Origin of the sequence: Brevundimonas sp. (assembly GCF_046295595.1) — a bacterium.
Taxonomy (GTDB): Bacteria; Pseudomonadota; Alphaproteobacteria; order Caulobacterales; family Caulobacteraceae; genus Brevundimonas.
Map to the genome: position 1 here is coordinate 23,844 of NZ_JBKBMX010000011.1, position 26,427 is coordinate 50,270.

Sequence of the window (26,427 nt, forward strand, 5' to 3'; positions counted from 1 at the left end):
GGACGGGCGACCCGAACACCCGGCCCGCGGCTCCCCCTCCGCGCAGCCCAAGGGGATCAGACGTGACGATCACTCTCGACAAGACCCGCGCCGGCGGCCTCGCCGTCCTGATGGCCGCGAGCCTGTTGCTGGCCGCCTGCGATCACAGCACGGAGAACAAGAAGGAAGAGGCGCCGGCCGGCGGCCAGGCGGTCACGGTCCAGCCGGCGCTGACGGAGAACCTGGCGCGGACGGTGTCCGCCTCGGGCACGGTGTCGGCATGGGAAGAGGTGCCGGTCGGGGCCGAGGCCGGCGGGCTGACGGCGACCGGGGTGTTCGTCGACGAGGGCAGCTATGTGCGGCAGGGCCAGCCGCTGGTGCAGATGAACGACGCCCTGCTGCGGGCCCAGCTGCGCCAGCAGCAGGCGGCGGTGCAGACGGCCGAGGCCAATGTCGCCCGCGACGACGCGGCGCTGGGCCGGGCCCAGGAGCTGAAGGAGCGCGGCTTCCTGAGTCAGGCCTCGCTGGACACGGCCCTGGCCAACCAGCGCTCGGCCCAGGCCAATCTGGCCGCCGCCCGCGCCTCGCTGTCGGAGACCCGCACGCGGCTGTCGCAGGCGACCATCAAGGCTCCGGTGTCGGGTCTGGTGATCAGCCGCAGCGTCACCCGCGGCCAGATCATCACCGCCGGCGAGGAGCTGTTCCGCATCGTCCGCGATGGCCGGCTGGAGCTGGACGCGCGCATTCCCGAGACCCAGCTGGGTCTGGTCCGCGCCGGCCAGACCGCGGTGGTCACCTCGGACCAGGCGGGCCAGACGACCGGCCGGGTGCGCATCGTCACCCCAGAGGTCGACGCCCAGACCCGTCTGGGCGTGGCCCGCATCGCCCTGACCGCCCCGGGCGCCCTGCGCCCCGGCATGTTCGCCCGGGCCAGCATCGAGGTCGGCGACCAGCCGGCCATGACCGTGCCGACCGCCGCCCTGCTGTATCGCGACAACAAGGCCGGGGTGTTCGTCATGGCCACCGGCGCGACGGTGCGGTTCCAGCCGGTGACGGTGCTGTCGCGCACCGACACGCGCACCGCCGTCGAGGGCCTGCCGGCCGGTTCGCGGGTCGTGGTCGAGGGGGCGGGCTTCCTCGGCGACGGGGACACGGTGCGGATCGTCGCCCCGCGCGCCTCCCCGGCTCCCGCAGCGGCGCCGGCCGCGCCCGCCAAGACGAGCCGATAGGCCGACCGATGCGCAACATCTCCTCCTGGTCGATCCGGAATCCCATTCCGATCCTGCTGCTGTTCGCCCTGCTGACCCTCGCCGGGGTCGTCGGCTTCTCGGGCATGCGGATCAACAACAACCCCGACATCGACTTCCCGCTGGTGGCGGTGACGGCGGCGCGGCCCGGGGCGGCCCCGGCCGAGATGGAGGTGCAGGTCACCCGGCTGATCGAGGATTCGATCTCGGGCCTGTCGGGCGTCCGCCACATCTATTCGAACATCAACGACGGCGTCTCGATGACGACGATCGAGTTCGAGCTGGGCACCGACACCGAGCGCGCCACCAACGACGTGCGCAACGCCATGAGCGGCGTGCGCGGCTCGCTGCCGCAGGACATGCAGGAGCCGTCGGTGCAGCGCATCGACATCACCGGCGACGCCCTGATCACATGGGTCGTGCGCTCGCAGACCATGTCGCCGGAGCAGATCAGCTGGTTCGTCGACAATGAGATGAGCCGGTCGCTGCTGGCGTTGGGCGGGGTCGGCGAGGTCAACCGCTCGGGCGGTGTGGATCGCGAGATCCGGGTCGAGCTGGATCCGGACCGCCTCGCCTCGTTCGGCGTCACGGCGGCGGCGGTCAGCCAGGCCCTGACCAATGTGAACAGCGACCTGCCCGGCGGGCGGGTCACCGTGGCCGGCTCGGAACGGGCGATCCGGACGCTGGGCGCCGCCAATTCGATCGAACAGCTGCGCCAGACCCTGGTGCCGCTGGGCGACGGCCGCACCGTGCGGCTGGGCGATCTGGGCACGGTCGAGGACAAATGGACCGAGCCGCGCCGTCTGGCCCGCTACAACGGCCAGGAGGCGGTGACCTTCAACTTCCTGCGCTCGCGCGAGGCCAGCGAGGTCACGGTGGCGGAGAAGGTGCGCGCGGAGGTCGCCCGCATCGACGAGGCCCATCCGGAGCTGACCATCTCGCAGGTCACCTCCAGCGTCCAGTATATCGAGGAGAGCTATCTGGCGTCGCTGGAGGCGCTGGCGCTGGGCGCCTTCCTCGCCGTGATCGTGGTGTTCATCTTCCTGCGCGACTGGCGGGCGACGGTGATCGCCGCCGTGGCCATGCCGATGTCGCTGATCCCGACCTTCGCCATCCTCGGGCCGATGGACCAGTCGCTGAACGTGGTGACGCTGCTGGCCCTGTCGCTGACCATCGGCATCCTCGTCGACGACGCCATCGTCGAGATCGAGAACATCGTCCGGCACATGCGCGACGGCAAGTCGCCCTATGCGGCGTCAATGGAGGCGGCCGACGAGATCGGCCTCGCCGTTGTCGCCACGACCTCGACCATCATCGCCGTGTTCGCCCCGGTCGGCTTCATGCCGGGCATCATCGGCCAGTTCTTCAAGGCCTTCGCCCTGGCGGCCTGCGTCTCGGTGGCCTTCTCGCTGGTCGTGGCGCGGACGCTGACGCCGCTGATGGCCGCCTATATGCTGAAACACAGCAATCACGAGGATCGCGATCCGCCGTGGATGAACAACTATCTGAAGGCCCTGCGCTGGTCGCTGGCCAACCGGTGGAAGGTATTCGTCAGCGGTTTCGCCTTCCTGGTGCTGTCGATCGTGCTGGCCGTGGCGACCTCGCTGTCGTTCGAATTCATGTCGGCCGGCGACGAGTCGCGCGCCTCCTTCCAGGTCGAGCTGCCGCCCGGATCGACGCTGCGGCAGACCGACGACATGGTCCAGCGCATCACCACGGTGCTGGAGAACCGGCCGGAGGTGACCTCGGTCTATGCCGCGATCGGCGGACAAGACGTCAACCAGGCCAATATCTACGCCGACATGGTGCCCAAGGGCGACCGCGACCTGAGTCAGCAGGCCTTCGCCCGCACCATGGTCGACGAGCTGAAGGCCATCCCCGGCATCCGCATCCGCGCCGGCATCGCCCAGCAGGGCGGCGGGCCCGGCGACGGCACCAGCTATACCTTCTCCATTCTGGGCGACGACCCGGACACCCTGACGGCCGCCGCGAGGGCGGTCGAACAGGAGATGCGCGCCGTCCCGGGTCTGGCCAATGTGGTCAACTCGGCGGCCATCGCCCGGCCGGAACTGCTGGTCACCCCGCGTCCGGACGAGGCCGCCCTCGCCGGCGTCTCGACCGGGGCCATCTCCCAGGCCGTGCGCGTCGCCACCATCGGCGACGTCGAGCAGAACCTGCCGAAATACAATCTGGGCGACCGTCAGGTGCCGATCCGGCTGCAGCTGACCGCCGAGGCGCGCGAGGATCTGTCGGTGCTGCAGACCCTGCAGGTGCCGACCGCCGGCGGCGGCACGGTGCCGCTGGGCGCGGTCGCCGACATCGCCTTCGGCGGCGGCCCGGCGACGGTCAGCCGTCAGGACCGCTCGCGCGTGGCCTCGATCACGGCCGAGCTGGACGGCATCGCCACGGGCGCCGCCGGCACGGCGGTGCAGGCCCTGCCCTCGGTGCAAAACCTGCCCGAAGGGGTGCGTCAGGTGCCGGCCGGGGACGCCGAGTTCATCCAGGAGATGATCATGGGCTTCGCCGTGGCCTTCATCTCGGGCATCCTGCTGATGTACGCCGTGCTGGTGCTGCTGTTCAAAAGCTTCGCCTATCCGGTCACCATCATGGCGGCGCTGCCGCTGGCGGTCGGCGGGGCGATCATCGGCCTGGTCATCTCCAGCACAAACTTCAGCCTGTCGGCCCTGATCGGGGTGCTGATGCTGATGGGGATCGCGGCCAAGAACTCGATCCTGCTGGTCGACTATGTGATCATCGCCGAACAGGGCGGGATGAGCCGCTACGACGCCATCATGGACGCCGCCCACAAGCGGGCGCGGCCCATTCTCATGACCACCTTCGCCATGGGCGCCGGCATGGTGCCGATCGCCATCGGCTGGGGCGCCGACGTCGAGTTCCGCTCGCCCATGGCCATCGCCGTGCTGGGCGGACTGATCTCGTCGACCTTCCTGTCGTTGCTCTACATCCCGGCGATCTTCACCATCGTGGACGACATCTCGGGCTGGATCGCGCGGCGCTTCGGCGGCGGCTTCGCGGCGCGGCGGACCGAAGAGAACCGTGTCCCGGCGGCCCCGGCGGCGGACGCCTGAGCCGGACCCAGGTCTTCGGGCCGGGGTCTAGAGCCAGCGCGCCCGCTTGAAGCGCACGTAGAGGGCGGCGCAGGCGGAGACGATCACCGCCATCACCACGGGATAGCCCCAGCGGCTGTCCAGCTCGGGCATGTGCTCAAAATTCATCCCGTAGATGCCGGCGATCGCCGTCGGCACGGCGAGGATGGCGGCCCAGGCGGCGAGCTGGCGGGTGATGGCGCCGGTGCGCTGCTGCTCGAGCAGATTGCTGAATTCGAACACCGAGCTGAGCACGTCGCGCAGGCCGTCGACCATGGTCTGGACCCGCCGCACATGGTCCAGCACATCGCTGAAATAGGGCCGCGCCTCGGGGTCGATGCCCGGCAGGTCGAGGCGGGTGAATTTGGCCACCACCTCCGCGGTCGGGGCCAGCACGCGCTGGAAGCGGATCAGCTGGCGGCGGATCTCGAAGATGCGGTTGATTTCGCCGCGGGCGAGGAAATTATCGACCGCCCGCTGCTCCATCGCCAGGACCTCGTCCTCAAGCGCCTCGCCGAGCGGCAGATAGCCGTCGACGATGAAGTCGAGGATGGCGTGCAGGACATAGTCGACGCCGTGGCTGAGCAGGCCCGGGGCGGCCTCCAGCTGGGCGCGCAGGGCGGCGTGGCCCCGGCCCGAGGTGCGGCGGACGCTGATCAGGTGGCTGTGGCCGACGAAAATCGCCGTCTCGCCGTATCGGATGTCGCCGTCCTGCAGCCAGGCCGTGCGGGCGACGACGAAAAGCTGGTCACCGAAGATGTCGAGCTTGGGCAGTTGTTCGCCCTTGAGGGCGTCCTCGACCGCCAGGGGATGAAGGCCGTAGCTCTGTTGCAGCGCGCCGAGCTCTTCGGGCGTCGGATCGACGAGGCCGATCCAGACGAACTGGGACTTGTCTTCCGGGCAATCGACCCGCTCGTCGATGCTCACCGGCCGGACCCGGCGGCCGTGCTGGTACAGATGGGCGGCGACGACAGTCATGGCCGGATGGGTACCGTGGAATGACGCGCGGCAGAAGCGCTCAAAACAAGACCGGCCGGGGTTTCCCCCGGCCGGCTGGGTCGACCCGCCTTGCGGCGAGACGGTCTAGTATTTGACGCGCAGGGTGACGCCGTAGGTGCGCGGCGCGCCGAGGAAGGCGTTGTAGGTCGTCGTGTCGGCGGCCGGGTTGTAGTAGGTGCCGTCCGGCTGGAGGGTCGAGAACGACGAGCCCTGCAGCGGGCCGTTGAACACGACCTGGTAGTATTCCTCGTCCGTCAGGTTCTGACCCCAGACGTCGAGGGCCCAGCGGTCGTTCTCCGAACCGATGGTGACGCGGCCGTTCACGAGGGTGAAGGCGTCCTGCATCTTGGCCGGCAGGAGGTCCGAGCCGGTGTTGTATTCGGTCGTGTATTTGGCCGACAGGTTCAGGCCGAGGCGCAGGCCCATGCCGATCGAGCGGTCGAAGCTCATCGCGGCCGAGGCCGTGTATTCCGGCGCGAAGGAGACGGTGTTGCCCGGCAGCAGGCTGAGCGAGGGGAAGCGCGACGGCACCTGCAGGTCGGCGGCGGTGAAGTCGCCGTACTCGCTCTTGGTCCAGGTCGCGCCGCCCGAGAAGGACAGGCCTTCAAGCGGGGTGAACCAGAAGAAGTCGAGATCGACGCCGCGGGTGTCCAGCTCGGGGATGGCCTCAACGATGAAGTTGGGGCTGACGAAGGTGTTGAGCTGGAAATTCTCGAAATTCTGCTGGTAGGCGGTGGCGTTCAGCAGCAGCGAACGGTCGAACAGGGTGCTCTTGAAGCCCAGTTCGTAGCTCTGGACCGTCTCCGAGGCGAAGGAGGTGTCGTCGATCGGCGACGGGTTGCTGTTGCCGGCGACGGTCGGGCCCGACGAGCGCTCGAGGTTGAAGCCGCCCGCCTTGAAGCCGCGCGCGTAGGAGGCATAGACCATCAGCGACGGGTTGAAGCGGTACTGGGCCGCGAACTTGCCCGAGATGTCGTCGTCCTCGAACTCCTGGGTATAGGCCCGGCCGTCGAAGTCCGGGTTGGTCTGGTTGATGCAGAGACCGGCGCCGAGGAGGGCGTTCAGCGGCTGGCCGCCGGCGAGCAGCGGGTTGGCGCGGGCGGCCGTGCAGACCGCGCCATTGCCGCCGATGTTGTCCTGGAGGGTCGACATCTCTTTGGTTTCCTTCGTGTAGCGAAGGCCAAGGGTCAGTTCGAACTGGTCGGTCACCCGCCAGGTGTTGTTGGTGAAGATGGCGAAGGATTCCGACGTCTGGGAGTAGCGGTCCTCATAACCGGAGCCGGCCGCGATGCTGAGGCCCGGAGCGAGCGGAGCGACGAAGCCCTGGCTGGCGCACACGAGGTTGGCCGGAACCGTCACGCCCGGCGCGACCGGGATCGGCACAGGGGGGGCCGTGAGGCAGCTCAGGAAGGTTCCGCCCCGGGCCGGGAAGCCGGCGGCGCTGGCCAGCAGGGTCGAGAAATAGCCGTTGGCGGCGGGGCCGAACAGGAAGCTGTCGTTACGCTGCAGATCCTCGGTGGCGTACAGTCCGCCGATCAGCCAGTCGAAGCTGTCGGTCGAACCGGCCAGGCGCAACTCCTGGCTGAGCTGCTCGAGCGCAAAGCTGAAGGCGCCGTCATCGTCGCGGTAGAACAGGTCGGCGCCGGAGAAGTCGACGTCTGAGCCGTTGATCGACTCCCAGTCCCGCCAGGCGCTGATCGAGGTCAGGGTGGCGTTGATGGACGTCAGGTCGATGTTGGCCTCGGCCGACAGGCCCATGTCCTCGATCGACTGTTCCGTGCCGCGATTGGCGTAGACGTCGCGCGAGAACGGTAAGGGCGTCGAGGCCGCATAGTTGGGCGAGATCGGGCCGCGGATGCCGGTGCCGCCCGGGGTCAAGCCGTTGATGATCGCGCCGGTCGGGCCGGTGACGACCTGGCTGGCGACGCAGCAGTATTCGTCGCGCTTGCTGTAGTCGGCGATCAGGCGGATCGAGGCCGCGTCGCTGGGCAGGATCAGCAGCTGGCCGCGGGCGGTCCAGAAATTCTGGTTCTGGTCGTCGGTCTCGGTGCGGGGGCCGCTGGGGAAAGGCCCGGCGCCGGTGGGGATGGTGACATTGTAGAAGCCCTCGCGTTCGCGCTGGCCGATGTAGAGGCGGCCGGCGATCTGGTCGGTCAGGGGGCCGGTGACCGAGGCGGAGGCGCCGAAGGCGCCGTAGTTGCCGGCGGTGACCTCGCCGGCGAAGCCTGGCGTGAAGGACGGGGCCTCGGAAACGATGTTGATGACGCCGGCCGAGGTGTTCTTGCCGAACAGGGTGCCCTGCGGGCCCTTCAGCACCTCGACGCGCGACAGTTCGCCGAGGTCGCCGAAGCCGACGCCGTTGCGCGAGCGGTAGACGCCGTCGATGACGATGCCCACCGAGCTCTCGATGCCGGGGTTGTCGGCCACGGTGCCGACGCCGCGGATGCGGGCGGTGGTGACCGATTCATTGGTGGTCGAGGTGACGATCAGGCCCGGCGTCAGGATCTGCAGATCCTTGATGTCGCGCACGCCGGCGCCTTCCAGCGTCTCCTGCGACAGGGTCGTGACCACGATCGGCACGTCCTGGAGGTTCTGCTCGCGCTTCTGGGCGGTGACGATGATGTCGTCGACGCTGGTCGGGCCCTGCTGGGCTCCGTCCTGGGCCGAGGCCGCGCCGGCGAAACCGAAGGCGACGGCGCCGACAACGGCGGCCGACGCCGTGGTGCGAAGAAGATTGGTAAGGCGCATAGACGGCTCCCCGACAAATGGCCGGGGTCCCGCATGAGCGGGCGCCGCGGCGTTTCCTGATCCCTGACCCGCGCTCTTCTTGTCGAAGCGCGGAAATCCAGCATCCGGGGTAATCCAAGCCGGACTCCGCCACAAGCTTCGGCCGCCGGGGCGGCGCAATTTCCAGCCCGTGGCGAGCGGAACTGTGACGCAAAAGAGACAGAAACCGATGACGCTAGGTCAATATTCGCCCCCGCGACGCCAGTATCGGATCAGACGACGGGCGAAATCGTCCTCTTTGCCAAGAGTGCTGGTTGGCGACGCGGAGGGGGCGCATGCCGGGTGCGGCGCCACGCCCGCGGATAAAATCCCCGCCGGGGGGAGAAATCCGCAGCGGCAGCCTCTATCAAGGTCGTCCGCCCGCACGCCCGACCGACCTTTCAAAGGCCGATAGTTGCTGTTTCTGCTCGCCCTTCTCCCGCTGATCGGGGCCCTCGCGCCGGCCCTCGCCATCCGGCTGGGGCGCAACGCATCGGCGCTGGCGGCCGGGAGCGTCACCCTCGCCGCCCTGATCGTTCTGGGACTTCTGGCCCCGGCGGTGATGGCGGGCGAGACGATCCGGGCCAGCGTGCCGTGGATTCCGGCGCTGGGACTGAACGCCAGTCTGTTCCTCGATCCGCTGGGCCTGATGTTCGCGGGGATGATCCTCGGCATCGGCCTGCTGGTCATCATCTATGCCCGCTTCTATCTGGCGGCCGCCGACCCGATGGGGCGGTTCTTCACCTATCTGCTGCTGTTCCAGGGGGCGATGCTGGGCATCGTCCTGTCGGACAATGTGCTGCTGTTGCTGATCTTCTGGGAGCTGACCAGCCTGTCGTCCTTCCTGCTGATCGGCTTCTGGCGGCATTCGGCCGAAGCCCGGCAGGGGGCGCGGATGGCGCTGTTCGTCACCGGCGGCGGCGGTCTGGCGCTGATCGGCGGGCTGCTGATCCTCGGAAACATCGCCGGCTCCTACGATCTGACGGTGATCCTGCAACAGCGTGAGGCGATCCAGGCGTCGCCGCTGTATCTGCCGGCCCTGCTGCTGATCCTCGGCGGCTGTTTCACCAAGTCGGCGCAGTTCCCGTTCCACTTCTGGCTGCCGCACGCCATGGCCGCCCCGACGCCGGTCAGCGCCTATCTGCACTCGGCGACCATGGTGAAGGCCGGGGTCTTCATGCTGGCGCGGCTGTGGCCGGTGCTGGCGGGGACTGAGGCCTGGTTCCTGATCGTCGCCACGACCGGACTGGTGACCATGGTGTTCGCGGCCTGGGTGGCGCTGTTCAAGGACGATCTGAAGGGGCTGCTGGCCTATTCGACCATCAGCCACCTCGGCTTCCTGACCATGCTGTTCGGCATCGGAACGCCGATGGCGGCGCTGGTCGGGGTGTTCCACATCATCAATCACGCGACCTTCAAGGCGGCGCTGTTCCTCAACGCCGGTATCGTCGACCACGAGACGGGTACGCGCGACATCAGGCGGCTGGGCGGATTGTTCGGCCTGATGCCGATCGCCGGGACCCTGGCGCTGATCGCCGGCCTGTCGATGGCGGGGGTCCCGCCGCTGAACGGTTTCATCTCCAAGGAGATGATGCTGGAGGAGGCGGCGCATACGGTGTGGCTGGGCCAGCCGTGGGTGTTCCCGGTGCTGGCGACGCTGGGCGCGCTGCTGTCGGTGGCCTATTCGCTGCGCTACATCGTGCACGTCTATTTCGGGCCGCGACGCGACGACTATCCGAAGACGCCGCATGATCCGGGCGTCGGTCTGTGGGGGCCGCCGGCGGTGCTGACGGCGCTGGTCGTGGCCATCGGCCTGGCCCCGGCCCTGTTCGCCGGGCCGCTGGTGGACGCCGTGGCGGGGGCGGTGACAAACGGAGCCGCGCCGCATGTGCATCTGTCGCTGTGGCACGGGATCACGCCGGCCCTGTTCATGAGCGTGGCGGCCATCGCTCTCGGGGCTCTGGCGCTGGTCATGCACGGCCGCCTGCATAGGCTGTTCGAGGCGGTGCGGCTGCCGCAGGCCAAGGCCCTGTTCGACGCCGGGGTCGAGGGCGCGGCGACGCTGGCGCGGCGCGGCGTCGACGTCCTGCAGAACGGCTCGCTGCAGCGGGCCATGGCGGCGCTGATCGGCACGGCGGTGGTGGTCGGTTTCGCCGGCTTCTTCAGCGCGGATTACGTCGCCGGCGAGCGTCCGGGCGTGCCGGCCTCGCCGGCCGCCGTGGTCGGCTGGCTGGCGCTGGTGACGGCCACCGTGCTGGTCGTCCTGACCCACCGGTCGCGCTATGTCTCGCTGATCTATATCGGCATCGTCGGCCTGGTCATTTCGCTGGCCTTCGCCCACCTGTCGGCGCCCGATCTGGCCCTGACGCAGATCTCGGTCGAGGTAGTGACCATCCTGCTGATGCTGCTGGCGCTGAACCTGCTGCCCAAGACGACGCCGGTCGAGAGCCGGCCGTGGCGGCGGGTGCGCGACGGGGCGCTGGCCTGCGTCGCCGGCCTCGGCGTCGGCGGGGCGGCCTGGGCGGTGATGACCCGGCCGCTGGACAGCATCTCGGGCTATTTCTGGGAGAATTCCTATTCGGGCGGCGGCGGCACCAATGTCGTCAACGTCATCCTGGTGGACTTCCGCGGCTTCGACACCTTCGGCGAGATCATCGTGCTGGGCATCGCGGCGCTGGGCATCTTCTCGATGCTGGAGACGGTCGGCGTCGGGGCCAGCGGCCGGCGGCTGCTGGCGTGGAAGCCCGACACGGTGCGCTCGCCCGAGCACCATCCGATGATGCTGGTGGTGGCCACCCGCCTGCTGCTGCCGCTGGCGGTGGCGGTGGGGCTGTACATCTTCCTGCGGGGGCACAACCAGCCGGGCGGCGGCTTCATCGCCGGTCTGGTGATCGCGATCGCCATACTGATGCAGTACATGGGCTCGGGTCACAGCTTCGCCCATCAGAGGCTGCGGGCCGACCACCACAGCCTGATCGGGGCCGGGGTGCTGATCGCCGCCGCGACCGGGCTGGGGTCGCTGCTGTTCGGCTATCCGTTCCTGACCAGCGCCTTCGACTATTTCAGCCTGCCGCTGATCGGCGAGTTCGAGCTGGCCACGGCCATGGCGTTCGACATCGGCGTGGCCCTGACGGTGATCGGCGCGGTGATGCTGGCGCTGGCCCAGCTGTCGCGGGTGGCGCAGAGCGCCGAGAAGGAGACGCCGCCGGAGTCGCTGGAGGCCATGGACGTCGACCCCTCGCGCGCCCGACCCGCCGCCTCGCCGAAGGAGGCCGGCCAATGACCATGGAGCTGCTGATCGCCTCGGCCATCGCCGTGCTGACCGCCGCCGGGGTCTATCTGGTGCTGCGTGGGCGGACCTTCCCGGTGGTGCTGGGGCTGGCCTTCCTGTCCTACGCCATCAACCTGTTCCTGTTCGCCATGGGACGGCTGGTGATCAACCGGCCGCCGATCTACGACAAGGCGGCGGAGGCCTATACCGACCCCCTGCCCCAGGCCCTGGTGCTGACAGCCATCGTCATCGCCTTCGGCATGACCGCCTTCGTCGTGGTGCTGGCGCTACGGACCTATCTCGAGACCGGCGCGGACCAGGTCGACGGCCATGTGGACGGCCCTGAAGATGCGGAGGGCGGATCGTGAGCCCCGCCATCTCCCTGCTGGTCGTGGCGGCCGTGGTGCTGCCGGCGATCGTCGGCGCCGCCAGCGTGCTGATGCTGCGGCATCGACTGGATGCGTCGCGTCTGGTGTCCCTGGGGGCCTGTCTGGCCCTCGTCGGCATCGCCGCCGCCCTGGTGGTTCACGCCGCGGGCGGGACGACCGAGAGCTATGCGCTGGGCAACTGGCGCGCGCCGTTCGGCATCGTGCTGGTGCTGGACCGGCTGTCGGCGATGATGCTGCTGCTGACGGCGGTGCTGGCCACGGCGGTGATGACCTATGCCGTGGCCACCGGCATGGACCGCAAGGGCTGGCATTTCCACCCGCTGTTCCAGTTCCAGCTGCTGGGGCTGAACGGCGCCTTCCTGACCGGCGACCTGTTCAACCTGTTCGTCTTCTTCGAGGTGCTGCTGATCGCCTCCTACGGCCTGTTGCTGCACGGTCAGGGCGCGGCTCGGCTGAAGGCGGGGGTGCAGTATGTGGTCATCAATCTGGTCGGCTCGACCCTGTTCCTCGTCGGCGTCGGCCTGCTGTACGGCGTCACCGGCACGCTCAACATGGCCGATCTGGCGGTCAAGGTCGCCGCCGCCCCGCCGGGGGATCAGGGGCTGATCGCCGCCTCGGCCCTGATCCTGACGGTGGTGTTCGGGCTCAAGGCGGCGGTCGCGCCGCTGCATTTTTGGCTGCCGGGGGCCTATTCGGTCACCACCGGGGCGGTCGCCGCCCTGTTCGCCATCATGACCAAGGTCGGGGCCTACGCCATCATCCGCACCAGCACATTGATTTTTGGCGAAGACGCCGGGGCGGCGGCCTTCGTCGTCGGGCCGTGGCTGCTGCCGGCGGCGCTGGCGACCATGGTCATCGGCTTCGTCGGCCTGTTCGCCGCGCGCGGCGTACGGGCGATGGCGGCCTGGTCGATCATCGGCTCGATGGGGGTGCTGCTCAGCGCCATCGCCGTGTTCCGCGTCGAGGCGATGGGTGCGGCGCTGTACTATGTGCCGCATTCGACCCTCGCCGGGGCTGCCATGTTCCTGATCGCCGACCTGATCGCCAGGCGCCGGGGCGAGCATGGCGACTCCCTGACCCTGGCCCCGCCGTTCCGCCAGTCGGGGGTGTTGTCGGGCCTGTTCTTCCTCGCGGCCATCGCCATTGTCGGCCTGCCGCCGCTGTCCGGCTTCATCGGCAAGCTGCTGATCCTCGACGGGGTGCGGGCGGCTCCGGAGGCGGCGTGGATCTGGGGGACGATCCTGATCACCACCCTGATCGGGGTGCTGGCCTTCGCCCGGGCCGGCAGCCTGCTGTTCTGGAAGAGTTCGGAGATCGAGGGCGAGATCCCGGTCCGGGCCCTGCGCGGACATGTCGCCGGCGTGGCCGCGGCGGCCGGTCTGCTGGCGGCGCTGGCCGGGCTGACGGTGCTGGCCGGGCCGGTCACCGCCTATACAGACGCGGCGGCGGCGCAGCTGTTCGCACCGCAGGGCTATATCGACGCCGTGCTGGGTCCTGACGCGGGAGGCCGGCGATGATCCGGCGTCTGCTGCCCCACCCGGCCCTGAGCGTCCTCGTCGGCGTGGTCTGGATGCTGCTGGTCAACGAGATCACCTTCGGGGCCCTGTTCCTCGCCGTGATCGTCGGGGTGGCAGCGCCGCTGGCGACCAGCCGGTTCTGGCCCGACCGGCCGAAGATCCGCTTCGGCTCCGCCCTGCTGGGCTATGTCGGCATCGTCCTGTGGGACATCGTCGTGGCCAATTTCCAGGTCGCCTGGGTGATCCTGACCCGCCGCAACCGCGACATCCGCTCCCACTGGCTGGTGGTGCCGCTGGAGCTGCGGTCGCCGGAGGCCATCACCGTGTTCGCGGGGACCATCAGCCTGACCCCCGGGACGGTGACCAGCGACGTGTCCGCCGACGGCCGCGCCCTGCTGGTGCACGCGCTCGATGTCGACGATCCCGAGGCCGAGATCGCGCGGATGAAACAGAGGTATGAAGTCCGGCTGCTGAAGGTGTTCCGATGAGCGGATCGATCCTGTCCCTGGCCCTCGCCTTCGCCCTGGCCTGCGTCAGCGTGGCCATCCTGCTGAACCTGTACCGGCTGGTGCGCGGGCCGACCTCGGGCGATCGCATCCTCGCCGTCGACACCCTGACCATCAACGCCATCGCCCTGATCGTCGTGTTCGGCGTGGCGCACGCGACCCAGACCTATTTCGAGTCGGCCCTGCTGCTGGCCATGGTCGCCTTCGTCGGCACCGTCGCCTACTGCAAATTCCTGCTGCGCGGGGACATCGTCGAATGAGCCTGTTCGCCGAAATCGCCGTCGCCCTGCTGCTGGTGCTGGGCGGGGCCTTCATCCTGATCGGCTCGTGGGGTCTGGCGCGGCTGCCGTCGCTGATGACCCGGCTGCACGGCCCGACCAAGGCCAGCACCCTGGGCGTCGGGGCCTGTCTGATCGCCTCGATGATCTATTTCCCGGCGACCGGCGAGGCCTGGTCGGCGCACGAGCTGCTGATCACCATCTTCCTGTTCCTGACCGCCCCGGTGTCGGCCAATATGATCGCCAAGGCGCATCTGCACCGGCAGGGGCATGGCATCGATCCCAACCCGGCCGACGACATCGTCACCGGCCTGCCGCGGCCGCCCGGCGAAGACGACTGGGCGACCTATCACGGCGCCGCCGACGACCCCGAACCGGATCCGCAACAGGTCCCGCCGGCGCGCCGCGTCGACTGAGGCGGCGGCGCCCATTGCAGCCTTCGACGGTCGTGGGCATTTGCCCGGCATGCCCGTCGCCCCCGCCTACCGCCCCGACCCCCGCTTCTTCGATCTGGGGGAGGACTATGGCGACGCCGTGCGGGCGGCGGATTTTCCGCGGACCCTCCTGCGCCATCGCAACGACCGGGCGGCGGCGACGGTCGGGCTGGAGACGCTGACGGACGCGGAGTGGCTGGCCCATTTCGGCCGGTTCGAGCCGTTGCCCGGCCAGCCCGGGCCGGTGGCGATGCGCTATCACGGGCACCAGTTCCGCACCTACAATCCGGACATCGGCGACGGGCGGGGGTTTCTGGCGGCGCAGCTGCGGGCCGCCGACGGGCGGTTGCTCGATCTTGCGACCAAGGGTTCCGGCCAGACGCCGTGGTCGCGCGGCGGCGACGGGCGGCTGACGCTGAAGGGCGGCGTGCGCGAGGTGCTCGCGGCGGAGATGCTGGAGGCGCAGGGCGTGCCGACGAGCCGCGCCTTCAGCCTGATCGAGACCGGCGAGGCGCTGCAGCGGGGCGACGAGCCGTCGCCGACGCGCTCGGCGGTGCTGGTGCGGCTGTCGCACAGCCATGTGCGCTTCGGCACCTTCCAGCGCGCCGCCTATATCGGCCGGCCGGACATGATCGAGGCGCTGGTCGAGCATGCGCGGGCGCTCTACCACCCGGACGTGGCGGCGGGGGACGTGCCCGGCTTCCTGCGGGCGGTGGTCGAGGCCTCGGCGCGGCTGACGGCGCGGTGGATCGCGGCCGGATTCGTCCACGGGGTGCTGAACACCGACAATCTGAACGTCACCGGCGAGAGCTTCGACTACGGGCCGTGGCGCTTCCTGCCGCACTATGAGCCGGGGTTCACGGCGGCCTATTTCGACCAGTTCGGCCTGTACGCCTTCGCGCGCCAGCCGGAGGCGGTGTTTTGGGCCCTGACCCAGCTCGGCGGGGCGCTGAAGCTGGTCGCCGAGGCGGAGCCGCTGACCGATGCGCTGAACGGGTTCGGCCCGGCCTATATCCGCGAGCTGCGGGCGGCGTTTCTGGCGCGGCTGGGGGTGTCGAGTCTCGGCGAGGCGGCGGACCAGAGGCTGCTGGACACGACCCTGGCCCTGCTGCGCGAGGGCGGCGAGGCGCTGCGGTGGGAGCCGCTGTTCTTTGACTGGTTCGGCGGCTTCGCCTCGTCGGCGCGGGCGCTGGGCGGGCCGCGCGGCAAGCTGTACCAGGGCGAGGCCTTCGACGCCTTCCGCTTCGCCCTGTTCGAGCACGAGCCGGACCGGCCCGAGCGGCTGGAGCATGCGATGTTCGCGGCGCCCGAGCCCGAGGAGATGCTGATCGACGAGGTCGAGGCGATCTGGGCCGCGATCGAGGCGGACGACGACTGGGGCGCGTTCCGGGACAAGCTGGCGCGGCTGGCCGGGGCGCGCGCGGCCTGGGGTATGGCTGACTGCTGACAGCAGGCTGGCAACAGGGCGGCGGTAGGAAGTCCGGGCCGGGATGGTCCGGCGCCGTCAGGAAGCCGCGCCGTGTCCCGTCCCGTTCAACCGTCAGCCGGCGCCGGTCTTAAGGCGCCCGAAACCCCGTCCGCATTACAGGGAATTATGGATACGGCCACGCTTTGGCCGTCGGGGTCCCGCAGAAGGCGGTCACGGATGGTTACGGCCTCGCTTCGCGCCCTTGCGGAATGGATCGCTCGATCCGACATCGACACTGTTGCCAATAGAATGAGCGTCCCTCCCCGGGCGTCAGAAAAAATGAACACTCAGGTCTTCTCCCCCGCCCGCTCGCGCCTGAACGCGAGCTACCGCAATCTGGCCCTGTGGACGCTGCAGGGCTGGCTGGCGATGTTCTTCGTCGCCGCCGGCTACGCCAAGCTGAGCGAGCCGATGGCCAATCTGATCGAACTGATGCGCTGGCCGGCGCTGGTGTCCGAGAACATGGTGCGCGGCCTCGGCGTGGCCGAGATCGTGCTCGCCCTGCTGATCCTCGCCCCGCTGGTGTCGTGGAAGCACGGCCGCCCGCTGCTGGTCACCGCCGGCGCCGGCCTGCTGGCGCTGGAGACGATCATGCTGGGTGTTCACGCGCTGGGCCTGGAGACCGGGCTGGCGGTGACCAATGTCGTGCTGATCGCCATGACGGCGCCGATGCTGTGGATGCGGGCGCGGGAAGTCCGCTGACGCGCAGGGATGAGGGATTAGGGATGAGGGATTAGGGATTAGGAGTTGGCGCGCACCGCGCGTCCGGGCGTCCCGCACGCCGGACCTCTATTCCTCAACCCTAATCCCTAATCCCTCATCCCTAATCCCTAATCCCTCACGCTCCCTCCGAACCTTCCCTTTACGTCCACGTCAAGATCGGCTTATCTGCCGAAATGGCGACCGCCGACGACCATCGCACCTATTCGATCCGCCAGCTGTGCCGCGAGTTCGGGGCGACGGCGCGGGCGCTGCGTTTCTATGAGGACAAGGGCCTGCTGACGCCGGCCCGCAAGGGCCAGACGCGGGTCTATGACGCGCGCGACCGGGCGCGGCTGAAGCTGATCCTGCGGGGCCGCCGCATCGGCTTCTCGCTGCAGGAGATCCAGGAGATGCTGGATCTGTACGACCACGACAATCACAACGCCCACCAGATGGCCGTCGCCCTGCGCCGCCACCGGGCCCAGATCGCGGCGCTGAAACAGCAACGCGAAGACCTCGACGCGGCCATCGAGACCGCCGAGGAAGCCTGCGCCGTGATGGAGCGGAAGCTGGGCGAGTACCGCCCGGACCTGCTGCCCGGCGCCGAAGAATACGCCGATCTGCTGAAGGCCCGGCTCAATCCGGACCACGGCCACGGCGCCATCCACCAGCCCTTCAAAGCGAGAGCGTAAGTCCATGGCCTACAAGGCGCCCGTCCGCGATCTGACCTTCGTCCTCAACGAGGTTCTGGAGATCGACCGCTACGCCAACCAGCCCGGCTTCGCCGACGTCTCGTCCGATCTGGTCACCCAGATCCTCGAGGAAGGCGCAAAATTCGCCGAGGAGGTCATTGCCCCGCTGAACCGCGTCGGCGATCAGGAAGGCTGCAAATGGGATAACGGCAAGGTCACCGGCCCGACCGGCTGGAAGGAAGCCTACAAGGCCATGGTCGAGGCCGGCTGGCCCGCCCTGTCGGCCCTGCCCGAGCACGGCGGCCAAGGCATGCCCTCAGTCGTGGCCATGGCCTTCGGCCAGATGACGGCCGCGGCCAGCGCCGCCTTCTCGATGTATCCGGGCCTGACCGCCGGCGCCTACTGGGGTCTGAACGCCAACGGCTCCGACGAGCAGAAGGCGATGTATCTGCCGAAGATGGCGACCGGCGAATGGGGCGGGACCATGAACCTGACCGAGCCGCAGTGCGGCACGGACCTGGGCCTGATCCGCACGAAAGCCGTCCCGAACGGCGACGGCAGCTACAACATCACCGGCCAGAAGATCTGGATCAGTTCGGGCGAGCACGACTTCACCGACAACATCATCCATCTGGTGCTGGCCCGGATCGAGGGCGCGCCGGCGGGGATCAAGGGCATCAGCCTGTTCGTCGTGCCCAAGGTGTTCGTCAATGAGGACGGCTCGCTGGGCGAGCGCAACGCCGGCGCGGCCTGCGGCGGCCTCGAGCACAAGATGGGCATCCACGGCAACGCCACCTGCGTGATGGACTACGACAACGCCAAGGGCTGGCTGGTCGGGACCGAGAACAAGGGCATGGCGGCCATGTTCGTGATGATGAACGAGGCGCGGCTGGGCACCGGCCTGCAGGGGCTGTCGATCGGGACGGCCGCCTATCAGGCCGCCGTGGAGTTCGCCCATGACCGGCTGCAGGGCCGTTCGCTGACCGGACCGAAGAATCCCGAAGGTCCGGCCGATTCCATTATGGTTCACCCCGACGTGCGGCGCATGCTGCTGGAGGCCAAGGCCTTCGTCGAGGGCGGCCAGGCCTTCACCCTGTGGACCGCCCTGCAGGCCGATCTGCAGCACTCCGGCGACGAGGCCGAGGCGCAGAAGGCCCGCGACTACATGGGTCTGATCACCCCGGTGCTGAAGGCCTATCTGACCGACAAGGGCTTCCACGTCGCCTCGCTGGCCATGCAGGTGCACGGCGGCAGCGGCTACACCGAGCATTTCCCGGCGTCGCAGTATCTGCGCGATGCGCGGATCACCATGATCTACGAGGGCGCCAACGGCATCCAGGCGCTGGATCTGGTCGGGCGCAAACTGCCGGCCAACGGCGGGCGCGCGATCATGAGCTGGTTCGCCGACATCGACGCCTTCGTGTCGGAGAACGGCGGCGAGGGCCCGATCAAGCCCTATGTCGACGGCCTGGCCGACGCCAAGAAGAAGCTGCAGGAAGGCACGATGTGGCTGATGCAGAACGGGATGCAGAACCCGGACAATGCGGGCGCCGCGAGCACCGACTATCTGAACATCTTCGGCCTGACGGCGCTGGCCTATCTGTGGGCGCAGATGGCGATCGCGGCGCAGAAGCAGATCGACGCCGGTTCGACCGATCCGTTCTACGCCAACAAGCTGATGACCGGCCGCTATTTCGTGGAGCGGATCCTGCCCGATACGGGGGCGCATCTGGCGAAGCTGAAGACCGGCGCCGAAGTGCTGATGGCGATGCCGGCGGAGGCGTTCTAGAGACGCACTGATGATCTCCCTCCCCCTCGGGGGAGGGTCGTCGGCGAAGCCGACGGGGTGGGGAGGGCTCGGCTATCCAGCCGCGCCGTCGTCGCCCAGCCCCTCCCACCCGGCCCCGCCTTCGGCGTGGCCACCCTCCCTCGGAGAGGGAGGGTGAAGCTGAGCGTATGCCCATGAACGTCCTCAACGTCCCCGAGCCCGATTTCATGCAGGAAGAGGAGATCGTCCTCTTCTCCGACTCCGTCGGCAAATGGATCGACGAGCACGCCTCGCCTGAGGCGGTGCAGTCGTGGATCGCCAACTCCTCGGTGCCGCGCGAACTGTGGAGCCAGTCCGGCGAGGCCGGCCTGCTGGGCCTGTCGATGCCCGAGGAAGACGGCGGCATGGGCGGGGACTACCGGCATGAGGTGGTGCTGATGCGCCAGCTGGGCTGGAAGGGCGCGGACCATTTCGGCATCTCGCTGCACAATGCGATCGTCATGCCCTACATCTGGCACTACGGCACCGAGGAGCAGAAGGCGCGCTGGCTGCCGCGGCTGCAGTCGGGCGAACTGGTCGGCGCCATCGCCATGACCGAGCCGGGCGCCGGGTCCGACCTGCAGGGGGTCAAGACCACCGCCATCAAACAGGGCAACCAGTATGTGGTGAACGGGTCCAAGACCTTCATCACCAACGGCCAGCTGGCGAACTTCATCATCGTCGTGGCCAAGACCGATCCGTCGGAAGGGGCCAAGGGCACCTCGCTGATCGTGGTCGAGACCGACGGGGCCGAGGGCTTCGAGCGCGGCCGGAACCTGCACAAGATCGGCATGGAGGGGAACGACACCTCCGAGCTGTTCTTCAACGATGTGAAGGTTCCGGGCGAGAACATCATCGGCGGCGGCGAGGGCCAGGGCTTCATCCAGCTGATGCAGCAGCTGCCGCAGGAGCGGCTGAACATCGCCGTTCAGGGCGTGTGCGCGGCCGAGCGCGGGCTGGAGCAGACGCTGGCCTATGTGAAGGAGCGCAAGGCGTTCGGGAAACGGGTCATCGACTTCCAGAACACCCAGTTCAAACTGGCCGAGGTGAAGACCAAGTTGACCGTGGCCAAGGTGTTCGTCGACCACTGCCTGGGCCTGCATCTGCAGGGCAAGCTGGACGCCGCGACGGCCTCGATGGCCAAATACTGGGTCACCGACATCCAGGGCGAGGTCATCGACGAGATGCTGCAGCTGCACGGCGGCTATGGCTATATGAACGAATATCCGATCGCCCAGCTGTACAAGGACGCGCGGGTGCAGCGGATCTACGGCGGCACCAACGAGATCATGAAGCTGCTGATCGCGCGCACGCTGTAGGTGATCTTGATTCAACGTACGCAAAGACGTACGTTGAATGCATGAACGCCATCTCCGTCACCGAGCTCCGCAAGAACCTCGCCGCGAACATCGAGCGGGTCACGGCGGATCACGACTATACGATCATCACGCGCGAGGGCGGCAAGCCCGCCGCCGTGCTGATGTCGCTCGAGGATTTCGCGTCTTGGCAGGAGACCGATTACCTGCTGCGGAGCCCGGCAAACCGCGCCGAACTGCTGGCCTCAATCGCCGAAGCTGATGCCGGCAAGGTTGTGGTGCGCGATCTGATCGAATGAACATCATGTTCACCGGCCGGGCGTGGTCTCACTACCTCCACTGGCAGGACAATGATCGAAAGCTTCTCGCGAAGGTCAACGGCTTGATCAAGGAATGCGCTCGCACGCCTTTTACCGGCTCGGGAATGCCGGAACCCCTCCGCGGCGATCTGAGGGGTTGGTGGTCGCGACGGATCAATCAGGAACATCGGCTGGTGTATCGGGTAACCGACGCCGGACTGGAGATCGTTCAGTGCCGGTATCACTATTGATTCAGGACCGGGACTCCCGCGTTAGCAGGAAGAAGAAGGGCTCGGGCGTCAGGCGCAGGTCCATCAGGCCCAGCACCCGGTCGGGGTCGATCTGGCGGAAATGGTCGATGATCGGCAGGTCGTCGTAGATCATCGCCGCCGAGACCAGACCCCGGTGCGCCACGGATCGCAGGCGGGCCCTGGGCTTACGGGTGCTGATCAGCGGCTGGACGAGGCGGAACAGGCCGCGCGCGGCGTCGGTGCGGGCGATGCGCGGCAGGGCCAGAGCCAGGCCCAGCGGCAGCCGGGCCGGATCGAGGGCCAGCACCTCGTCCTCGCGATCGAACAACAGCGGGTCGACCCGCTCGGCGTCGACGAACCGCTTGCCGCGCCAGCCGTAGAAGGCCAGCAGGCCGTCCAGCGGGTGGCCGGTCGGCAGTTCGCCGCCGCGCCATGAGCCGATCATGGCCTCGGGCGTCACGACGGGCAGGCTGTCGAAGGCGTCGAGCGCCGCCGCGGTGGTCAGGCCCTCGTCGGCCCAGATCTTCAACCACGGCATGGTCCGGCCTCTCTCAATCCTGTGGAACGCAGCACGGGTAACGGTTTAGGAGAAGGCATGATCCGCCTGTTCGTCCCTACCCCCCTCGCCGCCGACGCCGCCGTCCTGCCGACGCTGGATCAGTCGCGCTATCTGAGCCAGGTGATGCGGCTGAAGATCGGGGACGACCTGCTGGTCTTCAACGGCCGCGACGGCGAGTGGCGGTGCGTCATCACCGAGGTTCTGAAAAAGGGCCTGGTGCTGAAGGCGGAGGCGCAGGTGCGGCCGCCGGCCACCGGCCCCGACCTCGAACTGCTGATCAGCGTGGTGAAGAAGAGCGCGCTGGAGTTCGCCGTCGAAAAGGCGACCGAATTGGGGGTGCGGCGCATCCGGCTGGTCGTCACCCACCGGACCCAGGTCCAGCATGTGCGGATGGACCGGCTGGACGCCATCGCCATCGAGGCGGCGGAACAGACGGGGCGGGTCGACGTGCCGATGATCGACGAGCCGGTGAAGCTGGGCGAGCTGCTGGACCGCTGGGAGGCCGGGCGGCGCCTGATGTTCTGCGACGAGACCGGGGGCGCGCCGGCGACGGCGGCGCTTCAGACCGCGGGTGAAGATCCCTGGGCCGTCCTGATCGGGCCCGAGGGCGGCTTCTCGCCGGAGGAGCGCGAGCGGCTGCGCGCCCTGCCCTTCACCACCGCCGTGTCGTTGGGGCCGCGCATCCTGAGGGCCGACACCGCCGCGATCGCGGCGCTGACGCTGTGGCAGGCGGCGGTCGGGGACTGGGAACGCCAACCCAGGGCCAGCTTATCGACCCCGCAGCAGAATGGGGCTTGAGCCCGCCGCCTCGCCCGCCCATCTAGCGGCGACACGAGGGGCTGGAACACCGCATGATCGACGCCGAACCGCTTACCCGCGCAGACCTGATCGGCGCCCTGTCGAAGGGCTCCAAGCCGAAATCCGAATGGCGCATCGGCGCCGAGCACGAGAAATTCGGCTTCGACATGTCGACGCTGCGGCGGCCGACCTATGAGGGGCCGAACGGCATCAAGGCCATGCTGGAGGGTCTGACCCGGTTCGGCTGGCGCGAGGTGCGCGAGGCCGGCCATGTCATCGCCCTGGAGCGCGAGAACGCCGAGGGCTACACCGCCTCGATCAGCCTCGAGCCCGGCGGCCAGTTCGAATTGTCCGGCGCGCCGCTGAAGGACATCCACGACATCTGCGACGAGACCGGCCGCCATCTGATGGAGGTCAAACAGGTCGCCGACCAGCTGAACCTGGGTTTCCTCGGGGCCGGCTTCGACCCGCTGTGGCGGCGCGAGGACGTGCCGATCATGCCCAAGGGCCGCTATGAGATCATGCGGGCCTATATGCCGAAGAAGGGTTCGCTGGGCCTCGACATGATGCTGCGCACCTGCACCATCCAGGCCAATCTAGACTTCGCGGACGAGGCCGACATGGTGGCCAAATTCCGCACCTCGCTGGCGTTGCAGCCGATCGCCACGGCCCTGTTCGCCTGCAGTCCGTTCACGGAGGGCAAGCCCAACGGCTTCCTCAGCGCCCGGGCCAATGTCTGGACCGACACCGATCCGGACCGCACAGGCATGCTGGATTTCGTCTTCCGCGACGGCTTCGGCTTCGAGTCCTATGTCGACTATGCGCTGGACGTGCCGATGTATTTCGCCAAGCGCGACGGCCGCTATGTCGATCTGTCGGGCCAGTCGTTCCGCGCCTTCATGGACGGAAAGCTGGACGCCCTGCCGGGCGACCGGGCCAACGCCAAGGACTGGGCCGACCACCTGACGACCCTGTTCCCAGAAGTCCGGCTGAAGGCTTATCTGGAGATGCGCGGCGCCGACGGCGGTCCGTGGAGCCGCATCTGCGGCCTGCCGGCGCTGTGGGCCGGGGTGCTGTATGACGCGCCCTCGCTGGCGGCGGCCTGGGACCTGGTCAAGGACTGGGACATCGCCGACCACGAGCGGCTGCGCCGCGACGTCACCCGGCTGGGCCTGAAGGCGGAAGTGGCGGGCCGATCGGTGCGCGACGTGGCCGTCGATCTGGTCGACATCGCGCGGCACGGGCTGAAGAACCGCGCCCGTTTCTCGGGCGGCATGGTCGACGAGCGCGGCTATCTGTCGGAGCTGGAAGACATCGCCGACAGCGGGGTGACCCCGGCCGACCGGCTGCTGGAGCTGTATCATGGCGACTGGCAGGGCGATGTCAGTCGGATCTACCGTGATTTCGCCTACTAGGCCGCCCGCCTGCCCGACGTCCCGGCCAGGGCTACCGAGCCGCCTTTCGCCCGGGCGGCGATCCATGCGGTGAGGCTGGGCGGTGCAGCGGATCAAGGTCCTGAAAAATCGATCAGCGAACGCTGAAAGACGCACTTGATTGTTAATCGCATTGGACGAAAAGTGCGGCTCCTCTCTCCCCGGGGCCCCCATGACGCCGACGCTGACGCCCATCTTGCACGTGCCCGATGTGCCGGCCTCTCTGGCCTGGTACGAAGCCCTCGGCTTCGAGGTGCTGGATGTCGATCCCCACGACGCGGCGGCGCAATGGGCCCACCTGGCCTATGGCGCAGGGCGGGTCATGCTGCGGACGAGCCAGGGGCCGGCGGCGTCCACGCCAGCCAGCGCCGACCTGTATATCCGCATACCCGCCGTCGACGCCCTGCATGCCGCCCTGCCCGCGACGGTGGAGGTGATCTGCGGGCCGAAGGACAAGGCCTATGGCATGCGCGAGCTGACCGTGCGCGATCCCAATGGCTTCGCCGTGACCTTCGGCGAGACCCTCGACCGTCCGTTTGAGTGTCGATAGGCTGGCCCTCGAAGGGCGCATTCCATGACCGGCAAAATCCATATCGGCGTCGGCGGCTGGACCTATGAGCCGTGGCGCGGCGTCTTCTATCCGTCGGACCTGACGCAGAAGCGCGAACTGGAGTTCGCCTCGCGAGCCCTGACCAGCATCGAGATCAACGGCACCTATTATTCGACGTTCAAGCCGGACAGCTGGATCAAGTGGCGCGACGAGACGCCGGACGGGTTCGTGTTTTCGGTCAAGGCCAGCCGCTACTGCACCAACCGCAAGGTGCTGTCGGACATGGGCGAGTCGATGGAGCGGTTCCTCAATGAGGGGCTGACGGCGCTGGGCGACAAGCTGGGGCCGATCAACTGGCAGTTCATGGCGACCAAGAAATTCGACCCGGTCGACTTCCAGGGCTTTCTCAAGCTGCTGCCGAAGGAGAAGGACGGGGTGCGGCTACGCCACGCCCTGGAGGTGCGCAGCGGCACTTTCGACACCGAACAGTTTTACGACCTCGCGCGCCGGTACGGCGTGGCCATCGTCTATGGCCAGGACGACGAGGCGCCGGAGTGGCCGACGATCGATCAGGACACCGCCGATTTCCGCTACGCCCGGCTGATGTCGAGCCGCGAGGACGAGCCGACCGGCATGACCTCGCAGGAGCTGGACGGCATCGTCCGGCAGACCCGTGACTGGGCCAAGACCGGCGATGTGTTCGCCTATTTCATCGCCGGGGCGAAGGTGCGTAATCCCGCCGCGGCCCGGGCCTTGATCGAAAAGCTGGGCTGACGCGTTGCACCTTCGGGTCGGCGCCCTCACCTGAAGGCCATACCCAAGGAGCCCTTTCGCATGCCCATCGCCACCCGCGCCTTCGCCGCCACCTCCAGCGACGCCCCGCTGTCGCCCTTCAGCTTCAACCGGCGTGATCCGGGTCCGGACGATGTTGCGATCGAGATCAAATTCTGCGGCGTCTGCCACTCGGACCTGCATGTGGCGAGGAACGAGCTGGGCGGAACCCGCTATCCGATCGTGCCGGGCCACGAGATCGCCGGGGTGGTGACGGCGGTCGGCGCAGACGTCAGCCGCTTCAAGGTCGGCGACCGCGTCGGCGTCGGCTGCATGGTCGACAGCTGCCGCCAGTGCCAGCCCTGCCTCGACGGCGAGGAGCAGTACTGTGTGCCCGGCATGACCCAGACCTATGGCTCGGCCGACCCCAAGGGCGAGGCTGTCGGGCAGACGGTCAACCAGGGCGGCTATTCCAACGCCATCGTCGTCGACCAGAACTATGTCGTGACCATCCCCGACAGCATTCCGCTGGACGCGGCCGCGCCGCTGCTGTGCGCCGGGATCACCACCTATTCGCCGCTGCGCCACTGGAAGGTGGGCCCGGGTTCGAAGGTGGCGGTGATCGGCCTCGGCGGCCTCGGCCATATGGCGGTCAAACAGGCGGCGGCCATGGGAGCCGAGGTCACCGTCCTGTCGACCTCCGACCGCAAGAAGGCCGACGCCGAGCGGATGGGGGCGAAGCATTTCCTGATCAACTCCGACAAGACGGCGATGAAGGCGGCGGGCGAAAGCTTCGACCTGATCATCAACACCGTCTCGGCCACGCATGAGATCGCCAACCACGTCCAGCTGCTGGCCAAGGACGGGACCATGGTCATGCTGGGCCTGACCACCGAAGGCCTGCCGGTCTACGCCATGGGCCTGCTGTGGCGCCGCCGGTCCGTCGCCGGCTCGCTGATCGGCGGCATCCGCGAGACCCAGGAGATGCTGGACTTCTGCGCCGAGCACGGCCTGGCCTGCGACATCGAGGTGATCGCCCCGGACCAGATCAACGAAGCCTATGCGCGGATGGAGAAGTCGGACGTGCGGTACCGGTTCGTGCTGGATATGTCGCGGATCTAGGGTCTGATTAGTGGTTAGTGGTTAGCGGTTAGTGGTTAGTGGCTGGCGAGCGCCTGTGTGACGGTGCGGCCAGCGCCGCCCTTCCGCAGGCCGTGACGCTGCAATCACTAACCACTGGCCACTAACCACCAGCCACCCTTCCCGCGCAACCGGCATCCGGCTAAGC

General features: G+C 68.3%; 23 protein-coding genes. 20 read left to right on the forward strand and 3 right to left on the reverse strand.

Features of this window, described 5'->3' with window-relative positions; genetic code table 11:
- Positions 1–62: 62 nt before the first annotated feature.
- Positions 63–1,208 carry an efflux RND transporter periplasmic adaptor subunit gene (locus tag ACK4JY_RS09005; RefSeq protein WP_409604852.1) on the forward strand — a complete coding sequence of 382 codons (1,146 nt, stop codon included), beginning with the start codon at positions 63–65 and terminating at the stop codon, positions 1,206–1,208.
- Between the two features lie 8 nt (positions 1,209–1,216).
- Positions 1,217–4,315 (forward strand): efflux RND transporter permease subunit, encoded by a 3,099-nt coding sequence (locus tag ACK4JY_RS09010; protein WP_409604854.1) that lies wholly within the window; start codon positions 1,217–1,219, stop codon positions 4,313–4,315.
- Between the two features lie 27 nt (positions 4,316–4,342).
- Here the strand turns inward: ACK4JY_RS09010 and ACK4JY_RS09015 are convergent, their stop codons facing one another.
- On the reverse strand, positions 4,343–5,311 hold the full coding sequence (locus tag ACK4JY_RS09015) for a magnesium and cobalt transport protein CorA (protein ID WP_409604856.1): 969 nt from the start codon (positions 5,309–5,311) through the stop codon (positions 4,343–4,345).
- Positions 5,312–5,416: 105 nt separating this feature from the next.
- Complete coding sequence (locus tag ACK4JY_RS09020) at positions 5,417–8,080, reverse strand: TonB-dependent receptor (RefSeq protein WP_409604858.1); 2,664 nt, start codon at positions 8,078–8,080, stop codon at positions 5,417–5,419.
- A 433-nt stretch (positions 8,081–8,513) separates the two neighbouring features.
- Between ACK4JY_RS09020 and ACK4JY_RS09025 the strand changes: the two genes are divergently transcribed.
- The 13 genes from ACK4JY_RS09025 to ACK4JY_RS09085 all read left to right on the forward strand — a co-directional run bounded on the left by ACK4JY_RS09025 (position 8,514) and on the right by ACK4JY_RS09085 (position 21,028).
- Complete coding sequence (locus ACK4JY_RS09025; RefSeq protein ID WP_409604859.1) at positions 8,514–11,381, forward strand: monovalent cation/H+ antiporter subunit A; 2,868 nt, start codon at positions 8,514–8,516, stop codon at positions 11,379–11,381.
- 2 nt (positions 11,382–11,383) lie between these two features.
- Entirely contained in the window at positions 11,384–11,737 is a 354-nt protein-coding gene (locus tag ACK4JY_RS09030; RefSeq protein WP_409604980.1) for a Na+/H+ antiporter subunit C, read from the forward strand.
- On the forward strand, positions 11,734–13,275 hold the full coding sequence (locus ACK4JY_RS09035; protein ID WP_409604861.1) for a monovalent cation/H+ antiporter subunit D: 1,542 nt from the start codon (positions 11,734–11,736) through the stop codon (positions 13,273–13,275). Before ACK4JY_RS09030 ends, ACK4JY_RS09035 begins: the two co-directional genes overlap by 4 nt.
- Positions 13,272–13,763 carry a Na+/H+ antiporter subunit E gene (locus ACK4JY_RS09040; RefSeq protein WP_409604863.1) on the forward strand — a complete coding sequence of 164 codons (492 nt, stop codon included), beginning with the start codon at positions 13,272–13,274 and terminating at the stop codon, positions 13,761–13,763. The genes ACK4JY_RS09035 and ACK4JY_RS09040 overlap by 4 nt, the downstream gene beginning before the upstream one ends.
- Complete coding sequence (locus ACK4JY_RS09045) at positions 13,760–14,041, forward strand: K+/H+ antiporter subunit F (protein WP_409604865.1); 282 nt, start codon at positions 13,760–13,762, stop codon at positions 14,039–14,041. Before ACK4JY_RS09040 ends, ACK4JY_RS09045 begins: the two co-directional genes overlap by 4 nt.
- Positions 14,038–14,475, forward strand: a complete 438-nt coding sequence (locus tag ACK4JY_RS09050; protein ID WP_409604867.1) for a Na+/H+ antiporter subunit G — start codon at positions 14,038–14,040, stop codon at positions 14,473–14,475. The genes ACK4JY_RS09045 and ACK4JY_RS09050 overlap by 4 nt, the downstream gene beginning before the upstream one ends.
- A 49-nt stretch (positions 14,476–14,524) precedes the next feature.
- The gene (locus tag ACK4JY_RS09055; RefSeq protein WP_409604869.1) at positions 14,525–15,940 is read left to right on the forward strand and encodes a protein adenylyltransferase SelO; all 1,416 of its coding nucleotides are present in this window, start codon (positions 14,525–14,527) and stop codon (positions 15,938–15,940) included.
- A 300-nt stretch (positions 15,941–16,240) separates the two neighbouring features.
- On the forward strand, positions 16,241–16,663 hold the full coding sequence (locus ACK4JY_RS09060) for a DoxX family protein (RefSeq protein WP_409604871.1): 423 nt from the start codon (positions 16,241–16,243) through the stop codon (positions 16,661–16,663).
- A 194-nt stretch (positions 16,664–16,857) separates the two neighbouring features.
- Positions 16,858–17,355, forward strand: a complete 498-nt coding sequence (locus ACK4JY_RS09065; RefSeq protein ID WP_409604873.1) for a MerR family transcriptional regulator — start codon at positions 16,858–16,860, stop codon at positions 17,353–17,355.
- 4 nt (positions 17,356–17,359) lie between these two features.
- On the forward strand, positions 17,360–19,144 hold the full coding sequence (locus ACK4JY_RS09070; protein WP_409604875.1) for an acyl-CoA dehydrogenase C-terminal domain-containing protein: 1,785 nt from the start codon (positions 17,360–17,362) through the stop codon (positions 19,142–19,144).
- A 173-nt stretch (positions 19,145–19,317) separates the two neighbouring features.
- Entirely contained in the window at positions 19,318–20,481 is a 1,164-nt protein-coding gene (locus tag ACK4JY_RS09075; RefSeq protein ID WP_409604877.1) for an acyl-CoA dehydrogenase family protein, read from the forward strand.
- 41 nt (positions 20,482–20,522) lie between these two features.
- Positions 20,523–20,777, forward strand: a complete 255-nt coding sequence (locus ACK4JY_RS09080; RefSeq protein WP_409604879.1) for a type II toxin-antitoxin system Phd/YefM family antitoxin — start codon at positions 20,523–20,525, stop codon at positions 20,775–20,777.
- Positions 20,774–21,028, forward strand: coding sequence for a Txe/YoeB family addiction module toxin (locus tag ACK4JY_RS09085; protein WP_409604881.1), 255 nt, complete (start codon positions 20,774–20,776; stop codon positions 21,026–21,028). Before ACK4JY_RS09080 ends, ACK4JY_RS09085 begins: the two co-directional genes overlap by 4 nt.
- A gap of 1 nt (position 21,029) precedes the next feature.
- Here the strand turns inward: ACK4JY_RS09085 and ACK4JY_RS09090 are convergent, their stop codons facing one another.
- Positions 21,030–21,566: a DUF4334 domain-containing protein gene (locus ACK4JY_RS09090; protein ID WP_409604883.1), complete on the reverse strand. Its 537-nt coding sequence runs from the start codon at positions 21,564–21,566 to the stop codon at positions 21,030–21,032.
- A 57-nt stretch (positions 21,567–21,623) separates the two neighbouring features.
- Here ACK4JY_RS09090 and ACK4JY_RS09095 point away from each other — a divergent pair, with 57 nt between their 5' ends.
- The 5 genes from ACK4JY_RS09095 (at position 21,624) to ACK4JY_RS09115 (ending at position 26,261) form a co-directional block, all read left to right on the forward strand.
- A complete protein-coding gene (locus ACK4JY_RS09095; protein WP_409604884.1) occupies positions 21,624–22,385 on the forward strand; it encodes a 16S rRNA (uracil(1498)-N(3))-methyltransferase in 762 nt (253 codons plus the stop codon).
- A 53-nt stretch (positions 22,386–22,438) separates the two neighbouring features.
- On the forward strand, positions 22,439–23,800 hold the full coding sequence (locus ACK4JY_RS09100) for a glutamate--cysteine ligase (protein ID WP_409604886.1): 1,362 nt from the start codon (positions 22,439–22,441) through the stop codon (positions 23,798–23,800).
- Positions 23,801–23,990: 190 nt separating this feature from the next.
- The gene (locus ACK4JY_RS09105) at positions 23,991–24,368 is read left to right on the forward strand and encodes a VOC family protein (protein WP_409604887.1); all 378 of its coding nucleotides are present in this window, start codon (positions 23,991–23,993) and stop codon (positions 24,366–24,368) included.
- Positions 24,369–24,392: 24 nt separating this feature from the next.
- On the forward strand, positions 24,393–25,142 hold the full coding sequence (locus ACK4JY_RS09110) for a DUF72 domain-containing protein (RefSeq protein ID WP_409604889.1): 750 nt from the start codon (positions 24,393–24,395) through the stop codon (positions 25,140–25,142).
- A 60-nt stretch (positions 25,143–25,202) separates the two neighbouring features.
- Positions 25,203–26,261 carry an NAD(P)-dependent alcohol dehydrogenase gene (locus tag ACK4JY_RS09115; RefSeq protein WP_409604891.1) on the forward strand — a complete coding sequence of 353 codons (1,059 nt, stop codon included), beginning with the start codon at positions 25,203–25,205 and terminating at the stop codon, positions 26,259–26,261.
- Positions 26,262–26,427 lie beyond the last annotated feature (166 nt).

What these genes read in the sequence shown, in the direction of transcription:
- ACK4JY_RS09010 (WP_409604854.1), top strand. Translation starts at nt 1,217, where the DNA reads ATGCGCAACATCTCCTCCTGGTCGATCCGGAATCCCATTCCGATCCTG.
- ACK4JY_RS09015 (WP_409604856.1), bottom strand. Translation starts at nt 5,311, where the DNA reads ATGACTGTCGTCGCCGCCCATCTGTACCAGCACGGCCGCCGGGTCCGG.
- ACK4JY_RS09020 (WP_409604858.1), bottom strand. Translation starts at nt 8,080, where the DNA reads ATGCGCCTTACCAATCTTCTTCGCACCACGGCGTCGGCCGCCGTTGTC.
- ACK4JY_RS09030 (WP_409604980.1), top strand. Translation starts at nt 11,384, where the DNA reads ATGGAGCTGCTGATCGCCTCGGCCATCGCCGTGCTGACCGCCGCCGGG.
- ACK4JY_RS09040 (WP_409604863.1), top strand. Translation starts at nt 13,272, where the DNA reads ATGATCCGGCGTCTGCTGCCCCACCCGGCCCTGAGCGTCCTCGTCGGC.
- ACK4JY_RS09045 (WP_409604865.1), top strand. Translation starts at nt 13,760, where the DNA reads ATGAGCGGATCGATCCTGTCCCTGGCCCTCGCCTTCGCCCTGGCCTGC.
- ACK4JY_RS09050 (WP_409604867.1), top strand. Translation starts at nt 14,038, where the DNA reads ATGAGCCTGTTCGCCGAAATCGCCGTCGCCCTGCTGCTGGTGCTGGGC.
- ACK4JY_RS09055 (WP_409604869.1), top strand. Translation starts at nt 14,525, where the DNA reads ATGCCCGTCGCCCCCGCCTACCGCCCCGACCCCCGCTTCTTCGATCTG.
- ACK4JY_RS09060 (WP_409604871.1), top strand. Translation starts at nt 16,241, where the DNA reads ATGAACACTCAGGTCTTCTCCCCCGCCCGCTCGCGCCTGAACGCGAGC.
- ACK4JY_RS09065 (WP_409604873.1), top strand. Translation starts at nt 16,858, where the DNA reads ATGGCGACCGCCGACGACCATCGCACCTATTCGATCCGCCAGCTGTGC.
- ACK4JY_RS09070 (WP_409604875.1), top strand. Translation starts at nt 17,360, where the DNA reads ATGGCCTACAAGGCGCCCGTCCGCGATCTGACCTTCGTCCTCAACGAG.
- ACK4JY_RS09075 (WP_409604877.1), top strand. Translation starts at nt 19,318, where the DNA reads ATGAACGTCCTCAACGTCCCCGAGCCCGATTTCATGCAGGAAGAGGAG.
- ACK4JY_RS09080 (WP_409604879.1), top strand. Translation starts at nt 20,523, where the DNA reads ATGAACGCCATCTCCGTCACCGAGCTCCGCAAGAACCTCGCCGCGAAC.
- ACK4JY_RS09085 (WP_409604881.1), top strand. Translation starts at nt 20,774, where the DNA reads ATGAACATCATGTTCACCGGCCGGGCGTGGTCTCACTACCTCCACTGG.
- ACK4JY_RS09090 (WP_409604883.1), bottom strand. Translation starts at nt 21,566, where the DNA reads ATGCCGTGGTTGAAGATCTGGGCCGACGAGGGCCTGACCACCGCGGCG.
- ACK4JY_RS09095 (WP_409604884.1), top strand. Translation starts at nt 21,624, where the DNA reads ATGATCCGCCTGTTCGTCCCTACCCCCCTCGCCGCCGACGCCGCCGTC.
- ACK4JY_RS09100 (WP_409604886.1), top strand. Translation starts at nt 22,439, where the DNA reads ATGATCGACGCCGAACCGCTTACCCGCGCAGACCTGATCGGCGCCCTG.
- ACK4JY_RS09105 (WP_409604887.1), top strand. Translation starts at nt 23,991, where the DNA reads ATGACGCCGACGCTGACGCCCATCTTGCACGTGCCCGATGTGCCGGCC.
- ACK4JY_RS09110 (WP_409604889.1), top strand. Translation starts at nt 24,393, where the DNA reads ATGACCGGCAAAATCCATATCGGCGTCGGCGGCTGGACCTATGAGCCG.
- ACK4JY_RS09115 (WP_409604891.1), top strand. Translation starts at nt 25,203, where the DNA reads ATGCCCATCGCCACCCGCGCCTTCGCCGCCACCTCCAGCGACGCCCCG.